Origin of the sequence: Caballeronia sp. GAFFF1, from assembly GCF_023630705.1 — a bacterium.
Classification (GTDB): domain Bacteria; phylum Pseudomonadota; class Gammaproteobacteria; order Burkholderiales; family Burkholderiaceae; genus Caballeronia.
Window position 1 is genome coordinate 1 of sequence record NZ_JALQEM010000015.1, and the last position, 22,101, is coordinate 22,101.

The 22,101-nt window shown below is 64.8% G+C and carries 18 protein-coding genes; 3 read left to right on the top strand and 15 right to left on the bottom strand.

Annotation, left to right across the window (positions count from 1 at the left end; genetic code table 11):
* The 4 genes from NCR37_RS07300 to NCR37_RS07315 all read right to left on the bottom strand — a co-directional run.
* A partial coding sequence (locus tag NCR37_RS07300; RefSeq protein WP_502800496.1) for a thiolase family protein occupies positions 1 to 197 on the bottom strand: 197 nt, incomplete at its 3' end.
* Between the two features lie 61 nt (positions 198 to 258).
* The gene (gene phaC, locus NCR37_RS07305) at positions 259 to 2,301 is read right to left on the bottom strand and encodes a class I poly(R)-hydroxyalkanoic acid synthase (RefSeq protein WP_250472421.1); all 2,043 of its coding nucleotides are present in this window, start codon (positions 2,299 to 2,301) and stop codon (positions 259 to 261) included.
* Between the two features lie 298 nt (positions 2,302 to 2,599).
* A complete protein-coding gene (pgeF, locus tag NCR37_RS07310; protein ID WP_250472422.1) occupies positions 2,600 to 3,442 on the bottom strand; it encodes a peptidoglycan editing factor PgeF in 843 nt (280 codons plus the stop codon).
* Positions 3,439 to 4,623, bottom strand: a complete 1,185-nt coding sequence (locus NCR37_RS07315) for an RluA family pseudouridine synthase (RefSeq protein ID WP_250472423.1) — start codon at positions 4,621 to 4,623, stop codon at positions 3,439 to 3,441. Before NCR37_RS07315 ends, pgeF begins: the two co-directional genes overlap by 4 nt.
* Before the next feature lie 265 nt (positions 4,624 to 4,888).
* On the opposite strand from NCR37_RS07315, the gene NCR37_RS07320 reads away from it, so the two are divergent.
* Together NCR37_RS07320 and NCR37_RS07325 are read left to right on the top strand one after the other, a co-directional pair.
* On the top strand, positions 4,889 to 5,692 hold the full coding sequence (locus NCR37_RS07320) for an outer membrane protein assembly factor BamD (RefSeq protein ID WP_502800498.1): 804 nt from the start codon (positions 4,889 to 4,891) through the stop codon (positions 5,690 to 5,692).
* Between the two features lie 176 nt (positions 5,693 to 5,868).
* A complete protein-coding gene (locus NCR37_RS07325; protein ID WP_250472425.1) occupies positions 5,869 to 6,462 on the top strand; it encodes a transposase in 594 nt (197 codons plus the stop codon).
* Here NCR37_RS07325 and yoaA read toward each other — a convergent pair.
* From yoaA to NCR37_RS07340, 3 genes are all read right to left on the bottom strand, one after another.
* Positions 6,459 to 8,687, bottom strand: coding sequence for a DNA repair helicase YoaA (yoaA, locus tag NCR37_RS07330; RefSeq protein WP_250472426.1), 2,229 nt, complete (start codon positions 8,685 to 8,687; stop codon positions 6,459 to 6,461). The genes NCR37_RS07325 and yoaA overlap by 4 nt on opposite strands.
* A gap of 78 nt (positions 8,688 to 8,765) precedes the next feature.
* Positions 8,766 to 8,987, bottom strand: a complete 222-nt coding sequence (locus NCR37_RS07335) for a DUF465 domain-containing protein (RefSeq protein ID WP_175940425.1) — start codon at positions 8,985 to 8,987, stop codon at positions 8,766 to 8,768.
* Between the two features lie 64 nt (positions 8,988 to 9,051).
* A complete protein-coding gene (locus NCR37_RS07340; protein ID WP_250472427.1) occupies positions 9,052 to 9,870 on the bottom strand; it encodes a flotillin family protein in 819 nt (272 codons plus the stop codon).
* Positions 9,871 to 10,143: 273 nt separating this feature from the next.
* Here NCR37_RS07340 and NCR37_RS07345 point away from each other — a divergent pair, with 273 nt between their 5' ends.
* On the top strand, positions 10,144 to 12,486 hold the full coding sequence (locus tag NCR37_RS07345; protein ID WP_250472428.1) for a Tex family protein: 2,343 nt from the start codon (positions 10,144 to 10,146) through the stop codon (positions 12,484 to 12,486).
* A 74-nt stretch (positions 12,487 to 12,560) separates the two neighbouring features.
* Here the strand turns inward: NCR37_RS07345 and NCR37_RS07350 are convergent, their stop codons facing one another.
* The 8 genes from NCR37_RS07350 to hflX form a co-directional block, all read right to left on the bottom strand.
* Positions 12,561 to 14,453, bottom strand: a complete 1,893-nt coding sequence (locus NCR37_RS07350; protein WP_250472429.1) for a potassium transporter Kup — start codon at positions 14,451 to 14,453, stop codon at positions 12,561 to 12,563.
* 285 nt (positions 14,454 to 14,738) lie between these two features.
* Positions 14,739 to 15,299, bottom strand: coding sequence for a phosphoribosyltransferase (locus NCR37_RS07355; RefSeq protein ID WP_175940430.1), 561 nt, complete (start codon positions 15,297 to 15,299; stop codon positions 14,739 to 14,741).
* Positions 15,300 to 15,403: 104 nt separating this feature from the next.
* Positions 15,404 to 16,750, bottom strand: a complete 1,347-nt coding sequence (locus NCR37_RS07360; RefSeq protein ID WP_250472430.1) for an adenylosuccinate synthase — start codon at positions 16,748 to 16,750, stop codon at positions 15,404 to 15,406.
* Positions 16,751 to 16,880: 130 nt separating this feature from the next.
* Positions 16,881 to 18,053: an ATP phosphoribosyltransferase regulatory subunit gene (locus NCR37_RS07365; RefSeq protein WP_250472432.1), complete on the bottom strand. Its 1,173-nt coding sequence runs from the start codon at positions 18,051 to 18,053 to the stop codon at positions 16,881 to 16,883.
* A 90-nt stretch (positions 18,054 to 18,143) separates the two neighbouring features.
* On the bottom strand, positions 18,144 to 18,329 hold the full coding sequence (locus tag NCR37_RS07370) for a DUF2065 domain-containing protein (RefSeq protein ID WP_175940433.1): 186 nt from the start codon (positions 18,327 to 18,329) through the stop codon (positions 18,144 to 18,146).
* Positions 18,330 to 18,383: 54 nt separating this feature from the next.
* Entirely contained in the window at positions 18,384 to 19,283 is a 900-nt protein-coding gene (gene hflC / locus NCR37_RS07375) for a protease modulator HflC (protein ID WP_250472434.1), read from the bottom strand.
* 12 nt (positions 19,284 to 19,295) lie between these two features.
* A complete protein-coding gene (gene hflK, locus NCR37_RS07380) occupies positions 19,296 to 20,681 on the bottom strand; it encodes an FtsH protease activity modulator HflK (protein WP_250472435.1) in 1,386 nt (461 codons plus the stop codon).
* 56 nt (positions 20,682 to 20,737) lie between these two features.
* Positions 20,738 to 22,051 carry a GTPase HflX gene (gene hflX / locus NCR37_RS07385; RefSeq protein WP_250472436.1) on the bottom strand — a complete coding sequence of 438 codons (1,314 nt, stop codon included), beginning with the start codon at positions 22,049 to 22,051 and terminating at the stop codon, positions 20,738 to 20,740.
* Positions 22,052 to 22,101: the final 50 nt, after the last annotated feature.

Here is a 22,101-nt window from a genome sequence, read left to right on the forward strand (position 1 = left end):
GCCGGGTTCTGGCCCGAGCCCGCGGTCAGCACCTGACCCAGAATGACTTCGCTGATTTGCTCGGGCTTCAGACCCGCACGTTCGAGCACCGCGCGAATCACGGTGGCGCCCAGTTCCGGCGCTGCAATCTTCGCAAGCGAACCGCCGAATTTGCCGACCGCGGTGCGCGCGGCCGATACGATCACTACGTCAGTCATTTCCGTTTCCTTTGGCATCGAATGTTAGAGCGGTGTGGCTGCGGCCGATCCTTCGCGCCTGTCAACTGTCGCGCTTCAGGACGTAACGGCCCGGAGCCGCCTCGATCACAGGATAATCCTTCGAGCCGAGCCCTGCGCTCGCCTTCTGCTGCTCGCCGGACTGCTTCGCGAGCCACTGCGTCCACGTCGGCCACCAGCTGCCCGGATGCTCGCTCGCGGCCTCGAACCAGGCGTCGGCAGTTTCCGGCAGGCGCTCGCCCGCGCTATCCAGCATCCAGAAACTGCGCTTGTTTTTCGACGGCGGATTGATCACGCCCGCGATATGGCCCGATGCGCCGAGCACGAACGTCTGCGGCCCGGAAAGCAGCGGCGCGGAAGCATACGCCGATTTCCACGGCACGATATGGTCTTCGCGCGAGCCATAGATGAATGTCGGCGTCGTGATCGTCGACAAGTCGATGGGCACGCCGAGCACCGTGACCGCGCCCGGCTCGCGCAGCTTGTTCTCCAGATACGTGTTGCGCAGATACCAGACGCACATGGGACCGGGCAGATTCGTCGAATCGCTGTTCCAGAAGAGCAGATCGAACGCTTGCGGCGTCCGGCCCTTCAGGTAATTATCGACGACGTAGTTCCAGACCAGATCATTCGGGCGCAAATACGAGAACGTGTTGGCGAACTCGATGCCGCGCATGAGTCCCGGCGGCGCGCCGTTCTTGCCGCCGATGGCCTGCTCGCGCATCGCCACGTGCGCCTCGTCGACGAAGACGTCGAGCACGCCCGTGTCGGAGAAGTCGAGCATCGAGGTAAGCAAGGTCATCGACGCGGCCGGCTCGTTGCCGCGCGCCTTCTCCACGGCGAGCGCCGTGGCGAGCAGCGTTCCGCCGATGCAAAAGCCCAGCGTGTTGATCTTGTCCGCGCCGGAGATGTCGGAGACGACGCTCATCGCCTGCATCACGCCTTCGCCGACGTAATCGTCCCATGTCTTGTGAGCAATGGACTGGTCCGCATTGCGCCACGAGATCATGTACACCTGCTGGCCCGATTCGAGCGCATGACGCACAAGCGAGCCTTCCGGCGAAAGATCGAGGATGTAGAACTTGTTGATGCACGGCGGCACGATCAGCAGCGGCCGCGCGTAGACCTTCGGCGCGAGCGGCTTGTACTGAATGAGCTGCATGAGCTCGTTCTCGTACACGACCGCGCCTTCGGTCGTCGCGACATTCTTGCCGATGGCGAAGACCGATTCGTCCGACTGCGAGATCTTGCCGCGCTGCATGTCGTTGAGCAGGTTCAGCATGCCCTGACGCAGGCTTTCGCCCTTGCTCTCGATGAGCGCCTTCTGCGCCTCGGGATTGAGCGCGAGATAGTTGCTCGGCGCGGCCGCGGCGGCCCACTGCTGCACGGCGAAGCGAATGCGCTCGCGCGTCTTCGGATCACTCTGCACGGCGTCGGCGAGTTCCTGGAGATAGCGCGCGTTCAGCAGATACCACGCGGCCGTGAAGGCGAACGCGGGCGTCGATTGCCATGCGGTGTCCTTGAAGCGCCGGTCCTTGAGCGCAGCCGGATCGATGCTCTGTCCGCTCGCCTGTTTCATCAGTTCGCCGACGTCGCGCGTGTAGTCGCTTTGCAGTTGATGCAGGCGCTCGGGCGCGATGGCCGCCGTCGGAATCTTTGGCAACGTCGGCAGGCCCTGCATCGCCGCGCCGAAGCCCGGCATGCTGCTCGCGAGCTTCGCGAATTCGGCGAGACCGTTCATCTTCGCGAGGTCCGGCATCTGCGGCATGCTCGCGATGGTGGGAAAAGCGGTCGGGAATGCACCGGGAAGCGCACCCGGAAAACCGCCGAAACCCTGAAACGGGAACCCGCCGAATGCGGAAAAAGGCGAAGCGCCGCCGTTCCCGGACGCGCCGTCAGCCGCCGGATTCGTCTGTTGAGTGAATTTCGCCCACTGCGCCGGATCGGCGACGGCGCGCCACGCATTCAGCCATTGCTCGAATGCCTGCTGTACGCCTGCCGTGTTGTCGGCTGCTGGCTGCGCCGCGGTGCTGTCTTCGGCGTCGGTACGGGAGCGGGAAGATGAAGAGGATGTTTTGGAAGCCATACCCGCCTTTGACCTCTGAGTCTCGAAAGACTGATTGCTGATGCAGGCATTGCCGGGCCGTCTCGGCCAGCGCGCGAAAGTATGGGTGCGCCTTTGCGCGCCGGGCGGGAGCCGCCCTCGCTACGCCGTGCCCGATTGAACACAATCCTGGGAACATTCTTGCGCTTGGGCGTCAAGCATGTCAATGCTTCGTCCCGATTTTGCCGCAGCGCGATGTTTTTATAATTATCGTTTTCCCCCATGAAAGAAATGCCTGTTTGCCGCGCCTTTTCGGGCGTTGGGTGATGCGGCTCGCGAATCAGTCGGCGAGCCAGATCAACGCGGCCATGCGGCCCGTCACGCGGTCGCGCCGGTAGGAATAGAAGCGCGTCGCTTCGGTCACGGTGCAGTGCGTGCCACCGTGAATGCGCGCCGCGTCCATACCGATATCAGCGAGCCGCAACCGCGCGAGCGCGTAAATGTCCGCGAAGTATGTGCCGGGCGCGCCGGCTGCCTTGAATGCGGCGGCGGTCGCATCCCGGCTTTGTGCCCGGCTCGCGGCGACGAACGCGTCGAGCACATCTGCGCCGACTTCGAACGCATCCGGTCCGATCGCCGGTCCGAGATAAGCGTTGAGTGCCGATGCCGGCGCGCCCGCGAGCGCCGCCACGCGCTCCCCCGTCTTCTCGACGATGCCGCCCGCAAGCCCGCGCCAGCCCGCATGCGCCGCGCCGACCGCGCGGCCCTGGTCATCGCAGAACAGCACGGGCAGGCAGTCCGCCGTCATCACGACGCAGACGACGCCCGCGCGGTCCGTCACGCTCGCGTCGGCGCGCGTCGGCCCAAACGCGCGTGCCTCGATGACGGCGTGAGCGTCTTCCACTTGCGTGCCGTGAATCTGTTCGAGCCACGCGGCGTCGCGCGCAGCCGTCAGCGCGAGCGCGCGGCGGCGGTTCTCCTGCACGGCGGCGGGCGCATCCCCGGTCGAAAGACCCAGATTCAACCCCCCGGCTTGCGGCGCGCCGCCGTCATACGGCGCCCCGCTCACGCCGCCCGCGCGCGTCGTCACGAATGCGCGGACGCGCGGCGCCACGCGCCATTGCGGCCAGAGGCAGTGTTTCGGGTCCAGTGCGTGTAGCTGCGCCGCGTGTGGATCGGTCATGCTTCGTCGTCCTCGTAATCGTCGTCTCTCTCGTCTTCTTCCCAGTCTTCATCCGCCTCGTAGACCTGCACGAACGCTTCGTCTTCGTCTTCGTCGTCGAAATCCGCTTCGTCTTCGCGTCCGAATCCGAGTGCGGCGGCAAGCGCGGTCATATCCTCGGGCACGTCGGCGCGCCAGTGCACTGCCTTGCCCGTCACCGGATGAATCAGGCCGAGCCGCCACGCATGCAGCGCCTGCCGCGCGAAGCCGTCCGGCAGCGGCGTCACCGAACGCTTGCCGCGCGCGCGCCCGTAGACCGGATCGCCCAGAAGCGGATGTCCGACGTGCGCGCAATGCACGCGAATCTGGTGCGTGCGGCCGGTTTCGAGATCGCAATGAATGGCGCTGACCGGCTGGCCTTGCCATCTCGCCCTGTCGATGGTGCGAAAGTGCGTGCGCGCGGGCTTGCCCGCCGCGCTCTGCACGACCGCCATGCGCGTGCGTTCGCGCGGATCGCGGCCGATGGGCGCGTCGATGGTGCCGTCCTCCGGCATGGTGCCCCACACGAAAGCGACATAGCGGCGCTTGACCGTGCGCGCCTGCAACTGGCGCACGAGGTCTGTTTGCGCTTTGAGCGTGCGCGCGACGACCATCAGCCCGGACGTCTCCTTGTCCAGCCGATGCACGATGCCCGCGCGCGGCAAGCCGGCCGCGGCGCTGCCGTAGCGATGCAGCAGGCCGTTCAGCAGCGTGCCGCTCCAGTTGCCGGCCGCGGGATGCACGACCATCCCCGCGGGCTTGTTGATGACGACGAGCGCCTCGTCTTCGTACACGATGTCAAGCGGCACCGGCTCGGGCGTGAAAGCGAGTTGCTCGGGCAACAGGTCCGGGACGAGCGAAATGGTCGCGCCGAGCGGCACCGGCTGCCGCACTTTCGCGCTCGCACCGTCGACCAGCACGCGGCCCTCTTCGATCCAGCTTTGCAGACGGCTGCGCGAAAACTCCGGGAAAACCTTGGCAAGTACCTTGTCGAGCCGGTCGCCCGCGAGTTCGTCGGGCACGCGCACCGTACGGGGCGCGTCGGCGCTTGGCTGCGGGCCCGCGCCGGCTTCCGATTCGGGCAAAGCCGAGTCGTTGCCGTTGGCGCATGGGCTATAATCTTTGAGTTGGTCTTTGGTACGACGAGTACTTGAGCGAGTCATGTGAACGAGAGATTGACGGGAAGCAGGCCGCGATCCCGATCGAAGCCGATAGCTATACGAGTCATCACGCGCAACCGTTGCGAGCCGCGAAACGAAGCGATGGCCCGAAGCGATCGACCGAAGCGATCGACCAAGCAGCGCGCCGTGCGCAAAGACTGCACCGGAAGCACTGCCGCACACAGTTGGAATCAGTTAAGAAGCAAGCCAGAAATCAGCCCAGGAAATGCAAGCACTGATGCAAGCCTTCAACACCATTTATCAAGCGATGCAGCGATCGATCAAGTATCTGGCGCTGGCCGCGAGCGTCGCCATCGTCACGGCCTGCCACGGCCTGCCCGAGAAAACCGACGAAACGGCAACATGGAATAACAACAAATTATATACGGAGGCCCAGGACGCGCTATCCGGCAGCGACTGGGGCAAGTGCGCCAAGTACTTCGAGGCGCTCGAAGGCCGCGACCCGTTCGGCCACTTCGCGCAGCAGGCGCAGATCAACGTCGCGTACTGCAACTGGAAGGACGGCGAAACCGCCTCGGCGGATCAGGCTATCGACCGGTTTATCCGCCTGCATCCGGATCATCCGGATATCGCGTATGCGTATTATCTGAAGGGCATGATCCACTTTAACGACGACCTCGGTCTTTTCGGCCGCTTCTCCGGCCAGGACATGAGCGAGCGCGATCCGAAGTCGCTGCGCGAGTCGTACGACGCGTTCAAGGTGGTCGTCGACAAGTATGCGCAAAGCAAATACGCGCCGGACGCCGCCCAGCGCATGCGCTATATCGTGAACGCGCTGGCGTCGCATGAAGTACATGCCGCGGACTACTATTTCCGCCGTGGCGCGTATGTGGCCGCCATCAACCGGGCGCAGCTCGCCATTCGCGAATACAAGAACGCCCCGGCGACCGAAGACGCGTTGCATATCATGATGATGTCGTATCAGAGGCTCGATCAGCCGCAACTCGCCGACGACACCAAGCGCGTGCTGGCCGCGACGTTCCCGGACAGCCCGTATGTCACCGGCAAGCGTCGCCCGGGCACGGACAAGCCCTGGTATCAGATCTGGTAATGCATCGAACGGCCGGCGCGCTTGCGCCGGCTTTGTTTGCAAGGGCGTTGAATCGCCCTATTTTTTCGTCCAGATTTTTGCCATTTAGCAACGAAATTTAGCAATCCTGAAGGCGTTCGCAGGCATTGGAGCGAAGCGAGTCCTCGCCTGCACCCCGCTTTTTGCAAGAGACCAGTATGGCTGTAACGGTTCCGCGCACCCAGCGCGACGCATTCCTCGACACGATGGATTCCTTGCTGCCCTGGCCGACGCTGTGCGCGATCGTCCAGCCGAACCTCGAGGCGCGGGCGAACACCGAGCGCATGCTGCGGATTTGCCTGCTGCAAAGCTGGTTCGGTCTGTCCGATCGTGATTGCGCGGACGCGCTCATCGACAGCATCGGCCTGCAGCGGTTCGCGCGTATTGACGCCGAGCGCGACGGCTTTCCCGACGCGCGCGCCATCCGTGAGTTTCGCGGTGATTTGCAGTCGCGGGAACGGACGCAGCCGTTGGCGGCCGAGGTCAACCGCGTGCTGGCGACTAACGGCATTCGCGTCAAGCCGGGCGCGATCGTCAACGCGCGCATTTTCGCGGACGCGCCGGGGCGGCGCGGCGAAACTGCGCCGAAGCCCGTTGCCGGCAAGCCTGCCACGCGGCCGAGCTTCGGCGGTGCATACGGCCGTCAATCGATGCACGTGCGCCTCGCGCGTGACGCCGGGCAGGCCGCAGCCGAGCGCGCCGCGCGGCTCGCTCAGGCCATCTTCAACGTGCGCAGCGTCACGGAAGGCTAGTCGGCCAGTTCCACCGCCGAACTGCGCGAATCGCTGAAGAACGCGCGCACGACATCGAGCTCGCGCGTGCGCTTGAAGGGCGGCAGGCTTTGCCAGATGCGCCGTCCGTACGGTTTGTCGACGAGGCGCGTGTCGCAGATCATCAGCACGCCGCGATCCGTTTCCGCGCGAATCAGCCGACCCGCGCCCTGCTTCAGCGTGATGACCGCCTGAGGCAGCTGATGCACGGCGAACGGGCTCAGCCCTTTTTTCGTGAGCGCATCGAGCCGGGCGGCCAGCACCGGATCGTCCGGCGGCGCGAACGGCAGCTTGTCGATGACGACGAGGGAAAGTGCATCACCGCGCACATCGACGCCCTCCCAGAAGCTCTGGCTGCCCACGAGAATCGCGTTCCCGTACGCACGAAAGCGGTCGAGCAGTTCCGTGCGGCTCGCATCGCCCTGAACCAGCAGCGGATTCTGCCAGCCGCGACGCTCGATCACGTCGCGCAGCCGCGCCGAGATGCGATCGACCGCGCGCAGCGTCGTGCAGAGCACGAACACGCCGCCGCCGGCCGCTTCGATCACCGGGAGCGCTGCCTCGAAGACGGCATCCGTGAACTGGGGCGACGACGGCTGCGGCAGATTGCGCGGCACGTACAGCAGCCCTTGCGTCGGATAGTCGAACGGGCTCGGCAGCGTCATGGAGCGGCGAGCGTTCAGGCCCATTTGCGCCGCGTAGTGCGTGAAGTCGCCGCGCACGGAGAGCGTCGCCGACGTGAAAATCCACGCACGCGGCACGCCCGCGCGCTGCTTCGCGAAGATCGGCGCGACCGAAAGCGGCGTCTCGTGCAACTGCACCGTGTGCGAGAACACCTCGACCCAGCGGACCATCTCGTTCGGCTCGTCCTTCGCCGTCTGTTGCGCGGTGTCTTCGTCTTCCGCAACGGCGCGTTCGAGCGGCGTCGGCGGCGTGGTCCAGCCCGCGAGCAAGTCCTGCAACTCGCGAGCGCGCCGCACGAGCGCCTGCAGCGATTCCGCCCGCTCCGCATGCGACGACAACGCCGCCGCCAGGGCATCGAGATGCGTTTCGAGCGTATCGAGCGCCTCGAAGAGCGGATGCCCGTCCGGAAGCTGACCAAGCGAAAAGCGCGCCGAATCTTCCTTGAACGCGAGCCGCAGGTCGCGCGCCGCCCGCTCCAGCGCCGCGCCGAGCTTGGTCCAGTCCGCCGCGTCGCGCGCGTAGCTCAGGCCCTCCGCGACGGTATCGCGCGCCAGTTCCAGCAGTTGCGTGGTGGAAAGCGTCTCGCCGAAGAAGAGCGTCGCAGTCTCCGGCAACTGATGCGCTTCGTCGAAGATGATGGTGTTGGCCATCGGCAGCAATTCGGCCATGCCGGTATCGCGCAACATCACGTCGGCGAAGAACAGATGGTGATTCACCACGACGATATCGGCCTGTTGCGCCTCCTTGCGCGCCTGCATCACGAAGCAGTCCTTGTAGTGCGGACACTCCTGGCCGAGGCAGTTGTCGCGCGTGGACGTGACCATCGGCCAGACGGGCGAGTTTTCGGGGACGCTCGCGAGTTCGGCCTTGTCGCCCGTGCGCGTGATCTTCGCGAAGCGGACGATCTCCTGCAGATGCGACGTGTCCTGCCGCGAGGGCAGCCGGCCGTTGTCGGCGGTGCGCTCCAGATAGTAATGACAGAGGTAGTTCGCGCGGCCCTTGAGCATCGCGACCGACACCGGAACGGCGAGCGCGTCGCGCACGGTCGGGATATCGCGCTGGAATAGCTGATCCTGCAAATGCTTCGTGCCCGTCGAGACGATGACCTTGCCGCCCCACAACATGGCGGGAACGAGGTACGCGTAGGTCTTGCCCGTGCCGGTGCCGGCCTCGACGATCAACGTGTTCTCGCCGCCGTCGATGGCGGCCGCAGCCGTCGCGATGCCGACGTCGTCGGCCGTCTCGTCGTCGGGCGCATGCGGCTTGTCCGACGGCCCGAGCTTGCGCGCCGGGCGGCGCTGCGCTTCGAACATCGCGGGCTCGGGCATCGCGCGGCCGGATGCTTCCATCGCTGCCGCGACCGAGCGCGCCATTTCGATCTGCGATGCGCGCGGCCGGTAGCCGTCGATGGCGCGGGCGAGCAGGCCATCGGCGGAGAAGATCGCATCGAGTTCGACGCTGCGTTTGTTCGTCAGCGCGAGCGCCGCGCTCGCGGCATCGGACGGTTGGGCGGGAGAGTTCAAAGGGAGCCTGATCCTGCGAATACTGCGGTTTCGTGCCGTGCGCCACGCGCCGGCGACTGCGCCACGCGTCGGGGCCGCTCAGTGCGGATCCGTGTCCAGCTGCAATTGCAGCAGGAGAATGGTGTCTTTCACCTTGAGCTTGCGCTTTTTCAAGCGCCGCAGCTCGAGGTCGTCGATGCCGGACAGCTTGCCGATGAGCGTGTCCAGACCGCGATGCTCGTCCTGCAATTGCGCGATCCGGTCGCGGATCATCGCGGCATCCGCTGCGGTTTGTCGGGGTGCGTTCAAGCGTTGCTGCATGCTCGCCTCCTGTCCCGGGACACCCGGTCGGCCCGGTGGGCCCGGTCTTCGCGCCGACTTGGCGCTACTTGCCTTGCTGCTGCTGTGGTTGCTGCTGTTGTTGCTGTTGCTTCGACTGCTCTTGCTGTGCTTGCTGCGCCTGTTGTGCCTTTTCCTGCTGCTTGCGGGCGGCTTCCTTCTGACGCGCCTCCACTTCCGCGCGATGCTGCGCGGCTTCCTGCTGCTTCTGCTCGAATCGCTGTGCCTTCTGTTCGCGCTCCTGCGCGTCCTGCACGCCGCGGGCGCGGGCGTCCTCCAGCTTCTTCTGGTAGTCCGCCTGCTTCTGATCGTAAGCCTTCTGGTTAGCCGCGCGCTGCGGAGCTTCGGCGTTGCGCTGGGCGGCGGCGAGCGCGTTCTGACGCTGCTTGTCCTCGTACGCCTGCTGGTTCGCGCGCTCGTTGGCCGCGCGTTGCGGCGCGTCGGCTTCGTATTGCGCCTCTTTCAACGCCGTCTGCCGGTCGCGCTCCTTCACGCGTTCTGCGCGTTGCTCGTCGTTTAACGCAAGTTGCTCCTGCCGGATTTGCTGACGCGCCTCGCGCATCTCGGTGCGCGCATTGTCGAGACAATGGTTCACGAAGAACTTGCTGTAGCAGTCATGCTGCTTCACGCCATAGCGATAGTCGTTCTCCGACGTGCGCTGGTCGAGCGCCTTCTGGCGCCGCTCGTAGTCGGCGCGAAGGGCGGCGTCCGCGTTGCTGTCGGCGCTGGCCGTGCCGCTTTGGGATGCATCGAGCGGCTGCGTGCTCACCGCGGTCGTCGGGTCGATACGCTTCGGCGTCTGCGCGGTCGCATGCGGCGACAAGACGACGGCAAGCGCGCATATCGACGAGGCGGCAACGGCCATCGGCGCGAGCTTCGTAAGGCGAGAATTGAGCAAGTTGATGAACGGCAACGTGATAAGGAATCAGGTGCGCGAAGGTGAAAAACGGGCGTGCGCGGTCCCGAAATTCTATCACCGCGCGCCGGAGCGCTTCGGCATTTATGGCAAAATGCCCCGCTCAGAAACCCGGCCCATCTCTCGTCGCGGCGCGCCGCGAGGCCTCGAGCGCCGCCCGCCCGGACACGGCGATGCGGGACGCCCGCGCCGCTTTCCGACGAGTCAGCAGACAGCGCAATCATGACGGAAACCGTAGCACTCAAGATCGTACAGCGCATTGCCACCGAACTCACCGTGCAGCCGCGCCAGGTCGCCGCCGCCGTGCAGCTTCTCGACGAAGGCTCGACTGTCCCGTTCATCGCCCGGTATCGGAAGGAAGTCACCGGCAATCTCGACGACACTCAACTGCGCACGCTCGAAGAGCGCCTCTTCTATCTGCGCGAACTCGAAGACCGGCGCGCGGCGATCCTGCAAAGCATCGACGAGCAAGGCAAGCTGACCGACGAACTGCGCGGCGCGATCGAAGGCGCCGACAGCAAGCAGGTGCTCGAAGACCTCTATCTGCCGTATAAGCCCAAGCGCCGCACGCGCGCCCAGATCGCGCGCGAAGCGGGGCTCGAACCGCTCGCGCAGGCACTCCTCGCCGATCCGACGCTCGATCCGCAGACCGAAGCCGCGAAGTTCGTCGATGCGGAGAAAGGCGTCGCGGACACGAAAGCCGCGCTCGACGGCGCGCGCGATATTCTCTCCGAGCAGTTCGGCGAAACCGCCGAGATTCTGGGCAAGCTGCGCGACTATCTGTTCAATCAAGGACTCGTGATATCGAGCGTGGTGGACGGCAAGGAAGGCGAAGAAGGCGAGAAGTTCCGCGATTACTACGACTACAGCGAGACGGTGCGCACCGTGCCGTCGCATCGCGCGCTCGCGCTTTTTCGCGGGCGCAATGCCGGCGTGCTGTCGGTGAAGCTCGGTCTCGGCGAAGAACTCGATGGCCAAGTGCCGCATCCGTGCGAAGCGATGATCGCGCACCATGTCGGCATAGCGAATCGCAACCGCCCGGCCGACAAGTGGCTCTCCGATGTCTGCCGCTGGTGCTGGCGCGTGAAGGTGCAGCCGCATATCGAGAACGAACTGCTCACGCAACTGCGCGAAGAGGCCGAACACGAAGCCATTCGCGTGTTCGCGCGCAATCTGAAAGACCTGCTGCTGGCCGCGCCCGCGGGTCCCAAGGCCGTGATCGGTCTCGATCCGGGTCTGCGCACCGGCGTGAAGGTGGCGGTCGTCGATCGCACCGGCAAGCTGCTCGCCACCGATACGATCTACCCGCACGAGCCGCGCCGCGACTGGGATGGCTCGCTTGCGAAGCTCGCGCGAATTGCACGCGAGACGAAGGCCGAACTGATTTCGATCGGCAACGGCACGGCATCGCGCGAAACCGACAAGCTCGCGAGCGAACTCATCGCGAAGCATCCGGACTTGAAGCTGCAAAAGATCGTGGTGTCGGAAGCGGGCGCGTCGGTGTATTCGGCGTCCGAACTCGCGGCGAAGGAGTTTCCGGAACTCGACGTATCGCTGCGCGGCGCGGTGTCGATCGCGCGGCGTCTGCAAGACCCGCTCGCGGAACTGGTCAAGATCGAGCCGAAAGCCATTGGCGTCGGCCAGTATCAGCATGACGTGAATCAACGCGAACTCGCGCGCTCGCTCGACGCCGTGGTGGAAGACTGCGTGAACGCCGTCGGCGTCGATGCAAACACGGCGTCCGTCGCCCTGCTCGCCCGCGTGTCGGGTCTCAATGCGACGCTCGCGCGCAATATCGTCGAGTACCGCGACGCCAACGGGCCGTTTCCGTCGCGCGAGCATCTGCGCCGCGTGCCGCGTCTCGGCGACAAGACCTTCGAGCAGGCGGCGGGCTTTCTGCGCATCAACAACGGCGAGAATCCGCTCGACCGCTCGTCGGTGCACCCGGAAGCGTATCCGGTGGTTCAGCGCATTCTCGCGAAGATCAACAAGCACGTCGGCGATGTGCTCGGCAAGCGCGAGGCGCTCGCAGGACTCTCGCCCGCCGAATTCGTCGATGATCGTTTCGGTCTGCCGACCGTGCGCGACATTCTCGCGGAGCTGGAGAAGCCGGGCCGCGATCCGCGCCCGGAGTTCAAGACCGCGACGTTCCGCGAAGGCATCGAGAAAATCTCGGACCTCGCGCCGGGGATGGTGCTCGAAGGCGTGGTGACGAACGTCGCGGCGTTCGGCGCGTTCGTCGATATCGGCGTGCATCAGGACGGACTCGTCCACGTGTCGGCCATGTCGACGAAGTTCATCAAAGACCCGCACGAAGTCGTGAAAGCCGGTCAGGTCGTGAAGGTCAAAGTGCTCGAAACCGACGTCAAGCGCCAGCGCATCTCGCTGACCATGCGCCTAGACGACGACTTCGCGCCGGCATCCGCAGCGAACGCCGGTGCGCCTGCGCGCGGCGGTCAGGATCGGCGCGCGGGCGCCGGCGGGCGCGACGCGCGTCCGAACCAGCGCCGCGAGCCGGAACCGGCAGGCGCGATGGCCGCGGCGTTCGCGAAACTCAAACGCTGATTCGGCAGGCTCCAACGAAAAACCCACGCTTCGCAGCGTGGGTTTTTGTTTGTGCCCCGTGCTTGGGAGCGCGGTCAAATCTCGATTTTGGTCCCGAGTTCGACCACGCGGTTCGCCGGAATGCTGAAGAAATCGGTGGGCTTCGCGGCGTTCTGATGCATCCACGCGAAGACACGCTCGCGCCATACCGACATGCCCGGAAGCTCCGTCGGCACGACCGTTTCGCGCGCCATGAAGAACGAGGTGTCCATCAGCTCGAAGGTCATGGCGTGCGTGCGCGTGATCTGCTCGAGCACGGCCTTCACGTCAGGCGTTTCGTTGAAGCCGTACGCCGCTTTCACCAGAAACAGCCCGCCGCCGATGTCCTTCACGTCCAGACGATGCGAGTCGTCCACGTACGGAATGTCGCGCGTGAGGAAGTTCAGGAAAATCGTGCGCTCGTGCAGCACCTTGTTGTGCTTCAGGTTGTGCAAGAGGCTCACCGGAACGAGCGAATCGCTGCCCGTCAGATAGATGGCCGTGCCCGACACGCGATGCGGCGGATGCGCGAGCAAGCCCTGAAGGAATGGCATGAGCGGAATACCGTCCGCCGCCGTGCGGTCCTTCACGATCATGCGGCCCTTGTACCACGTCATCAAGAGGAAGAAGAGCGCCCCGCCGATGCACAGCGGCAGCCAGCCGCCCTGCTCGATCTTCAACAGGCTCGCGCCGAAGAAGCCGATATCGATCACGAGGAACACGGCGATCATCCCGCCGACGAGAAAGCGATTCCAGCCCCACAGGTTCGTCATGACCACCGACACGAGGATGGTGGTCACGAGCATCGTCGCGGTCACGGCGAGACCATAGGCCGCCGCCAGATTCTCCGAGCTCTTGAAGCCGACGACGATGCACAGGATGATGAACAGGAGCATCCAGTTGACGAGCGGAATATAGATCTGCCCGATGGCCAGTTCCGATGTATGCAGGATCTTCATGCGCGGCACGTAGCCGAGCTGGATGGCCTGGCTGGTGAGCGAGTACGCGCCCGAGATGACGGCTTGCGACGCGATGACGGTAGCGATGGTCGAGAGAATGACGAGCGGCAGCAGCGCCCATTCCGGCGCGAGCAGGAAGAACGGACTCTCGATGGCCTTGGGCGAATGCATCAGCAACGCGCCCTGACCAAAGTAATTCAGCAGGAGCGACGGCATCACGAGTCCGTACCATCCGAAGCGGATGGGCTTTGCGCCGAAGTGCCCCATGTCCGCGTAGAGCGCCTCGGCGCCCGTCAGCACCAGCACCACCGAGCCGAGCACGATATACGCTTGCAGCACATGGTCGGCCATGAACGAGAACGCATAGTACGGATTCAGCGCGATCAGCACGCCCGGCGCGAGCGCGATGTGATACGCGCCCAGCACCGCGAGCGTCAGGAACCACAGCAGCATGATCGGCCCGAAGAGCTTGCCGACGACCGCCGTGCCGTGCCGCTGAATCCAGAACAGCATGATGAGGATGACCATCGTGATCGGAATCACGTACGGCGACAGTTTGGGCGCGGCGATCTCCAGACCTTCCACCGCCGAAATGACGGACATGGCCGGCGTGATGACGGCATCGCCATAGAACATGCACGCGCCGAAGATGCCGAGCATCATCAGCACGCCGGAGAGTCGGCCGGGATCTTTCACGCTGCGCAGCGCGAGGGTCATCATCGCGAACACGCCGCCTTCGCCGTTGTTGTCGGCGCGCATGACGAACAGCACGTATTTGATCGCGACGACCATCACGATGGCCCAGAAGAGCAGTGAGATGACGCCGAGAATCGAGGCTTCGGAAAGACCGATGCCGTGCGAGGGGCTGAAGGCTTCCTTCAGCGCATAAAGAGGACTCGTGCCAATGTCGCCGAACACGACGCCGATGGCCGCGAGCGCAAGCGAAGGCAAAGGCTGTTTGCGCTCTTGCGCGTGAGTCAGGGTAGTCATAAAAACGAAATGTCCGTCCAGAGCGGTAAAAAACCGAACGCCATTCTATCTAACGCCGCGCGCAAAAACGGCCTCTCGCATGTTGCTCACTTGCCACGACAGGCGCGACTGGAAGTTTAGCATCGCGCCCCAAACGCGTCGGCAGGTCGTGCATGCTTACGCGCATCCTTCCGCTGGCTTGATGCGCGGTTCGCAGTGAAAGCGGCCCGAAATGCAAAACGCCGTTGCGCCGGGCGCAAGCCCGGGCGCAACGGCGCCTCTTGTCGAAACAAAGCGGTGATTTGCTTACGCGCGGCCGTTTTGCATGCCTCGCTTGATCCACGCGCCGAGGTTGTGCGGACGCACGGTGTCCCACTCCTCGAACGGCTGATGAATCCACGGATTCGTTTCGAGAAACTGAACATGGTAGTCCGGCTTCACCTTCGAGCACGCCTTGTACCACAGCACCGCGGAACGCACGGCGGTGATCGCGGGATAACGCTCTTTCAGATGCTCCTGCACGCGCGCGAGCGTCACGCCCGAATCGACGAGATCGTCCACGAGCAGCACGTTGCCCGACAACTCGCCGCGCGTCATGGTGATGTACTGCGCGATGTCGAGATCGCCCTGCTGCGTGCCTGCGGCTTCGCGATACGAACTCGTCGCGAGAATGGCGAGCGGCAGGTCGTAGATGCGCGACAGCTGGTCGCCCACGCGCAGGCCGCCACGGGCTAGACACAGGATCTTGTCGAACTTCCATCCGGAGTCATGCACGGTCAGCGCGAGCAGTTCGATCAACCGGTGATATTCGTCCCAGTTGACCCAGAGATTCTTGTCGTCGTTACGCGGGTCGGTCATCGCGATCATGGTGAGGCTCTTTCGATTGCATACTGCGGTTATATACGAAATATGGCCGCATGAAGCGGCCACATTCTTTACAGCGTCCGGTTCAGGTCGAGGCTAACGCGCGCTCAGACCTTGAACGGATGACGAAGCAGAATGGTTTCGTCGCGGTCCGGGCCGGTCGAAACCATGTCGATCGGCACGCCGGCCACTTCCTGCACGCGCGTGAGATAAGCGCGCGCGTTCTCCGGCAGGCTGTCCCACTGCGTGATGCCGATGGTGCTTTCCTTCCAGCCGCCGAACGTCTCATAGACCGGCTCGCAGCGCGCCACTTCCGATGCGCCGCGCGGCAGGATGTCGACCGGCTTGCCGTCGAGCGTATAGCCGACGCACAGCTTCACTTCTTCGAGGCCGTCGAGCACGTCGAGCTTGGTCATGCACAGGCCCGAGATGCCGTTGATCTGAATGGAACGGCGCAGCGCGGCGGCGTCCAGCCAGCCGGTGCGGCGCGGGCGGCCCGTGACCGAGCCGAATTCCTTGCCGACCGTGGCGAGGTTCAGGCCCACTTGGTCCTGACGCTGCGCGTTGTCCGCATCGTACAGCTCGCTCGGGAACGGGCCGGAACCGACGCGCGTGCAATACGCCTTCGTGATGCCGAGAATGTAGTTGAGCTTCTGCGGACCGACGCCCGCGCCGGCCGTCGCCGCGCCCGCGACGCAGTTGCTCGACGTGACGAACGGATACGTGCCGTGGTCGATATCGAGCAGCGTGCCTTGCGCGCCTTCGAACAGCAGATTGCGGCCAGCGTGGTTTTCGTCGTAGAGACGGCGGGAGACGTCGGTGACCATGGGCGCGAGACGGTCGGCGAAGCCGAGCATCGTATCGAGCGTTTCCTGGAAATCGACCGCCTTCGCGCCGAGGTATTGCGTCAGCACGAAGTTATGGAAATCGAGCACTTCGGAGAGACGTTGCTCGAACACCGGGCGGTCGAACAGGTCCTGCACGCGCAGGCCGCGCCGCGCGACCTTGTCTTCATACGCCGGGCCGATGCCGCGCCCCGTCGTGCCGATCTTGCCGGCGCCGCGCTTGGCTTCGCGCGCCTGGTCGATGGCGACGTGATACGGCAGAACCAGCGTGGCGGCTTCGGAAATGAACAGGCGCTTCGAAACGTCGATGCCCGCGCCTTCCAGTTCATCGATTTCCTTGAAGAGCGCCTCGGGCGACAACACGACGCCATTGCCGATGTAACAGGCCGTGCCCGCGCGCATGATGCCCGACGGGATGAGGCGCAGAATGGTTTTCTTGCCGCCGATGATGAGCGTGTGTCCGGCGTTGTGACCGCCCTGGAAGCGCACGACGCCCTGGGCGTGGTCCGTCAGCCAGTCGACGATCTTGCCCTTGCCCTCATCACCCCATTGGGTGCCCACCACGACGACATTGCGCCCTGGGTTCACATTCACTGCACTGGCAGACATGTTGATTCGTTAGCTGGTTAAAAACGTATTTTACCTATGTTCGCGGCGCGTTCCGAATTTTTCGGGATGCGTTTCGCGATTCCGTCCACGTCGGGGCGCGCACGCGCGTCCTCGCAAAAGTCCTTGCCGATCAGACGCCTGCGCGCGTCGGCGTCACGCGCGCTTCCACTTCCCAGCGGCCGTCGAGTTCGATCAGCACGCGGTCGAACGCGAACTCGTCGAGGTCGTGATCGTGGCCCGGCAGCGCCTGAATCACGACTTCTCCGGCATCGCGCAATGCCGCCACTGCCGCGCGCAGCGGTTCGTCGTGCTTCCACGGCGCGAGGATCGCACTGCCGCGCGCATCGACGGGTGAAATGCGCGCCACTTCGCGCAGGTCGAGCGAAAAGCCCGTCGCGGGGCGCGCCCGGCCGTAGGCGAGGCCCACGTCGTCGTAACGGCCGCCGCGCGCTACCGCGTTCGGCACGCCATCCACGTACGCCGAGAACATCACGCCGCTGTGGTACGCGTAGCCGCGCAGATCGGCGAGGTCGATCATCAGTTCCGCGCCATCCGCGTGAGACGCGAGGAACGCGAGATCGTCGAGCGCGCGGGCGATCACCGGCAGATTCGGCAGGCGCGCACGCGCCGTCTCGAGCACGGAGGCATCGCCGTACAGCGAGGGCAACGCGCGCAATGCCTCGCGCGGCACTTGACCGAGATGCGCCGTCAATTCGTTCAGGCGCGGCACGTCTTTGCTTGCAAGCGCGTCGTAGAGCGCCTCGCCGAGCGATGCCGCCGCCGGCTCGAGGTCCAGCAACGCCGCCAGCACGCCCGCATGGCACAGATCGAGCCGCACTTTCGTCAGACCGGCGAGATGCAGCGAATCGAGCATCAGCTGCTGAATTTCGAGGTCCGCTTCGAGGCCGGCGTGGCCGAAGATTTCCGCGCCGATCTGAATCTGCTCGCGCGTGGCATGCAGGCCGCGCGGCCGCGTGTGCAGCACGACGCCGGCATAACACAGGCGCGTCACGCCCTGCCGGTTCAGCAAGTGCGCGTCGATACGCGAGACTTGCGGCGTGATGTCCGCGCGCAGGCCGAGCGTGCGCCCCGACAGCTGATCGACGAGCTTGAACGTGCGCAGATTGAGGTCGCTGCCGCCGCTCGTCAGCAGCGATTCGAGGTATTCGAGCATCGGCGGCATGACGAGCTCGTAGCCGTACGAACGGAAGCGGTCGAGCAGGCGCCGGCGCAGTTCTTCGATCTTGCGCGCTTCCGACGGCAACACGTCGGCAATATTCTCGGGAAGAAGCCAGGTGGACATCGATACGTTTCCTGCGGGGCGCGACGCGTCAAAGCGCGGCGCGCATGGAAGGATAAGGACAAAGATAGGCGAAAAGACGCAGCTTCGCGGCTACGTCGCGATAACGAGCAGAATCAACCCCAGCACCATCGCGATCAACCCGCCGATGCGGATGTGATGCGGCGGGCGCTCGGCGATGCGGCGGAACGTATCGCGCCAGGCCGTCGGAAAGACGAAGGGGAACATGCCTTCGATAATCAACATCAACGCAAGAGCGAGCAGTATCGTCTCGACCATTGTCTACGGAGGATGAGCGCCGCGCGACGAAAGAGCCGCGCGGCGCGGGTGCGGTCAGCGCTTCGGCGCGGCGGAGGCGGACGTGTCGGCGCCGCCGTTCGGGCTCTTCATGAAACGGAAGAAGTCGCTGCTCGGGTCGACCACGATCACGTCGCCCGGCTTGAACGTCTTCTTGTACGCTTCGAGGCTCTGGTAGAACTGATAGAACTGCGGGTCGCGTCCATAGGCATCGGCGGCGATGGCTGCCGCCTTGCTGTCTCCTTCGCCCTTGATGGACTGCGCCTGGCTGTAGGCGTCGGCGAGAATCTGCTGCTGCTCGCGCTCGGCGTCGGCCTTGATCTTGTCGGCGTCCGCAGTGCCTTTCGCGCGCTCGTTCCCGGCCGCTTGCTGGCGCGCGGCGATCATGCGCTTGTAGACGGAATCCGCCACGGCCGACGGAAAGTCGACGCGCGTCATCTGCAGATCGATCAGCTTCACGCCGAACCCCGATGCCGCCCCTTCCACCGCCTTCTGCGCCTCGGTTTCGAGCGTCTGCTGATTAGCGAGCGCATCGCTGAGCGAGCGATTCGCGAACGCGCTTGCAAGCGCCGTGCGGGTCAGCGCGGCGAGGCGCTCCTGCGCGCTCTGCGTGTTCTTTTCGTTGCTCACGAAAAGCTTCAGCGGATCCGCCACGCGATACTTGATGACCGTGTTGACCAGCACTTCGTTCTTGTCCGACGTGGTGAAGCGGTCCGCCCCGCCCTCGTCGATGGTGAGCGTGCGCGTGTCGATGAGCGTCAGCGTCTGAAACGGCGGCGGCAGCTTGAAGTGCAGGCCCGGGCCATCGAGCCGCGGGTTGCTGTCGCCGTGCGCGGCCACCACGCCGGCATGCCGTTCGTCGACGGTAAAGACCATCGACGAGCCGATGAAGAGCACGACCACGACCGCTACGACGAGCGCAATGATCCGATTCATGTTGAGCGCTCCTTACTGCAGATCGTCTTGACGGCTGCGCGAGCGGAACGCATCGCGCGAGCGCAGCGGATCGCCTGCGCCGCTCGCGGCGTTCGGCGCGCTCGCGCCTGCCGCGCCGCTTGCGGGAACCGCAGCCGAGCCTGCCGTCGCGCTCTGCGGGCGCACCTCGGCGCCAGCCGCAGCGGGCGCGCTGGCCGACGCGGCGTCGGCCGGGTTCGCGGCTGCGTCTTTCGCCTGCTGACGATTCGCTTCAACAAGCTTGTCGAGCGGCAGATACACCACGTTGTTGCCGGCCTTGCTGTCCACGAAGACCTTCGTGGTGCGGGAGTAGATCTGCTGCATCGTGTCCAGGTACATGCGTTGGCGAATGACGGCGGGCGCCTTCGAGTATTCGGCGTAGACCTGCTTGAAGCGTTCGGCGTCGCCCTGTGCCTGCGTGACTTCGCGATTGCTGTAGGCGGTCGCTTCGTCGATCATCTTCGCGGCATCGGCCTTCGCGCGCGGCAGCAGTTGATTCGCGTAGGCTTCGGCGGTGTCGCGGGCGCGCTCGTTGTCCTGCCGCACGCGCGACGCTTCTTCGAACGCGGCCTGCACCTGAGTCGGCACCTGCACGCTCTGCACCGTGACGCCCGTGACCTGCAAGCCGGTGCGATACGCGTCGAGCGAGTGCTGGATGGTCTCGGCGAGACGCGCGCGCAGCGTGTCGCGGTCCTTGTAGAGCAGATCGTCCGTCGCCGACGCGCCCGCGATCTCGCGGATGGCGGCTTGCGCGGCTTCGGTCACGCTCTGGTCGGGATCGAGATTGCGGAACAGGAAGTCGGTCGGCGACTTGATCTGATACTGCACCGCGAAGCGCACGTCCAGGATATCCGCCTCGTTCGTGAGCAGCGATGCATCGCGCACGTTGCCCTGCGCGAGCGCGACGCCGCGCCCGATCTCGACCGACCGAATCTGCGACGTATCGACGATATCGTGCGACTGAAACGGATACGGCAAGCGCCAGTGGATGCCCTGCGGCACCGTCTGCCGATACTGGCCGAACTGGGAAACGACGCCCACGTGCCCGTCCTGCACCACGAACACGCCGCTGCCGAGATAGATCGCGATCAGCACGCCGATGACGATGCCGACCCCGATCTTCGTGCCGCGGCCGTTGTCGCGCGGCATGCCGCCGCCCGGCTTGCGGCCGAAGATGCCCGCGATCCGGCGGTTGAACTCGCGCCACATCTCATCGAGATCGGGCGGGCCGTCTTCCTTGCCGTTGCCGCGCTTGCCGTCTTGCGGACGCTTCGCGTCGTTCTTTACACCATTGGCGTCGCCCCGCCCCCAGCGCGGATCGTTGATGGAAAAGACGGCGCGCATGCGCTGCCTGTTAGTCCGCTCGTTGTAATCGTTCACTCGGTGATTCACCATTAGACAGCCGGTTCGATGCCGCGTCGGTATTGCGGAGCAGTTCAGTGTCCGTGCTCGGGAACCTGGTGGCCGTCACGTTGTTCGGCTGGCCGGTGGTCTTCCGGCTGCGCGTTGGCGTCGTGTGTCTCGTTCGGCCCGGACTGCGCGGGTTGCCCGGACTGCGTGACTTCCGGCGCATCCGACGCTTCCGGCGTTCCCGACATTTCCGACGTTTCCGCCGGCGCTTGTGTTTCGGCGAGCACGCTGGGCAGGCTTTCTTCGGGTTCGCCTTCGTCGGCCGCAGCGATTTCGGCGATGGCGGCGCGCAGTTCGTCGAGTCCCTGACCGGTGCGCGCGCTCAAAAAGACGCGCGAAATATTACCATACTCGTCCCTTTCAACCGCCTCGCCGCGGGCCGCGAGTTCCGGCACTGCGTCGATCTTGTTGAAGACGAGAATCTGGCGGATGGATTCCGCGCCGATGCCGCGCAATACCTCGTTCACCTGATCGATCTGATCGAGGCGCACGGGGCTCGATGCATCCACGACATGCAGCAGCAGGTCCGCGTGAACGGTTTCCTCCAGCGTCGCGCGGAATGCGGCGACGAGCTGGTGCGGCAACTCGCGGATGAAGCCGACCGTATCGGACACCACCACTTGCCCCGCTTCTTCGCCGAGAAACACGCGGCGCGAAGTGGTGTCGAGCGTGGCGAAGAGCTGGTTGGCTGCATACGCCTGCGCCTTCGTGAGCGCGTTGAAGAGCGTGGACTTGCCCGCGTTCGTATAACCGACGAGCGATACCGACAACGTGCGATTGCGCGTACGCTGCCGGCGCTGCGTGCCGTGCTGGCGGCGCAGCTTCGCGAGACGCGTCTTGAGCGCCTTGATTCGTTCGCCGATTAAACGGCGGTCGGTTTCCAGCTGCGTTTCGCCCGGCCCGCGCAAGCCGATACCGCCCTTCTGCCGTTCCAGGTGAGTCCACGCGCGAATGAGCCGCGTCGACAGATATTGCAGCTGCGCGAGTTCGACCTGCAGCTTGCCTTCGTGGCTGCGGGCGCGCTGCGCGAAGATATCGAGGATGAGGCTCGTGCGATCCACCACGCGGCGGTTCAGCGCCATCTCGAGATTGCGCTGCTGCGCCGGCGCGAGGGCGTGATTGAAGATGACGAGTTCGACGTCGTTCGCTTCGCAGGAAAGGCGCAGTTCTTCGACCTTTCCGCTGCCGATGAACATTTTGGCGTCCGGACTGGACCTGCGTCCGGTGAGCGTAACGGCGGGATGGGCGCCCGCGCTTTCTGCGAGCAGACTGAGTTCTTCGAGACTGGCTTCGAAATCGATCTTGCCGAAGTCGATGCCGACGAGTGCGGCGTTAATCAAATTGATGTATTCGTTTTGAAGCGACCGGCGAGTCGCATTTACGTGCGATC

Excerpts from the sequence above, each read along its gene's own strand:
- phaC (WP_250472421.1), bottom strand. The coding sequence starts at position 2,301 with ATGGCTTCCAAAACATCCTCTTCATCTTCCCGCTCCCGTACCGACGCC.
- pgeF (WP_250472422.1), bottom strand. The coding sequence starts at position 3,442 with ATGACCGATCCACACGCGGCGCAGCTACACGCACTGGACCCGAAACAC.
- NCR37_RS07315 (WP_250472423.1), bottom strand. The coding sequence starts at position 4,623 with ATGACTCGCTCAAGTACTCGTCGTACCAAAGACCAACTCAAAGATTAT.
- NCR37_RS07320 (WP_502800498.1), top strand. The coding sequence starts at position 4,889 with ATGCAGCGATCGATCAAGTATCTGGCGCTGGCCGCGAGCGTCGCCATC.
- NCR37_RS07325 (WP_250472425.1), top strand. The coding sequence starts at position 5,869 with ATGGCTGTAACGGTTCCGCGCACCCAGCGCGACGCATTCCTCGACACG.
- NCR37_RS07335 (WP_175940425.1), bottom strand. The coding sequence starts at position 8,987 with ATGCAGCAACGCTTGAACGCACCCCGACAAACCGCAGCGGATGCCGCG.
- NCR37_RS07340 (WP_250472427.1), bottom strand. The coding sequence starts at position 9,870 with ATGGCCGTTGCCGCCTCGTCGATATGCGCGCTTGCCGTCGTCTTGTCG.
- NCR37_RS07345 (WP_250472428.1), top strand. The coding sequence starts at position 10,144 with ATGACGGAAACCGTAGCACTCAAGATCGTACAGCGCATTGCCACCGAA.
- NCR37_RS07350 (WP_250472429.1), bottom strand. The coding sequence starts at position 14,453 with ATGACTACCCTGACTCACGCGCAAGAGCGCAAACAGCCTTTGCCTTCG.
- NCR37_RS07355 (WP_175940430.1), bottom strand. The coding sequence starts at position 15,299 with ATGATCGCGATGACCGACCCGCGTAACGACGACAAGAATCTCTGGGTC.
- NCR37_RS07360 (WP_250472430.1), bottom strand. The coding sequence starts at position 16,750 with ATGTCTGCCAGTGCAGTGAATGTGAACCCAGGGCGCAATGTCGTCGTG.
- NCR37_RS07365 (WP_250472432.1), bottom strand. The coding sequence starts at position 18,053 with ATGTCCACCTGGCTTCTTCCCGAGAATATTGCCGACGTGTTGCCGTCG.
- NCR37_RS07370 (WP_175940433.1), bottom strand. The coding sequence starts at position 18,329 with ATGGTCGAGACGATACTGCTCGCTCTTGCGTTGATGTTGATTATCGAA.
- hflC (WP_250472434.1), bottom strand. The coding sequence starts at position 19,283 with ATGAATCGGATCATTGCGCTCGTCGTAGCGGTCGTGGTCGTGCTCTTC.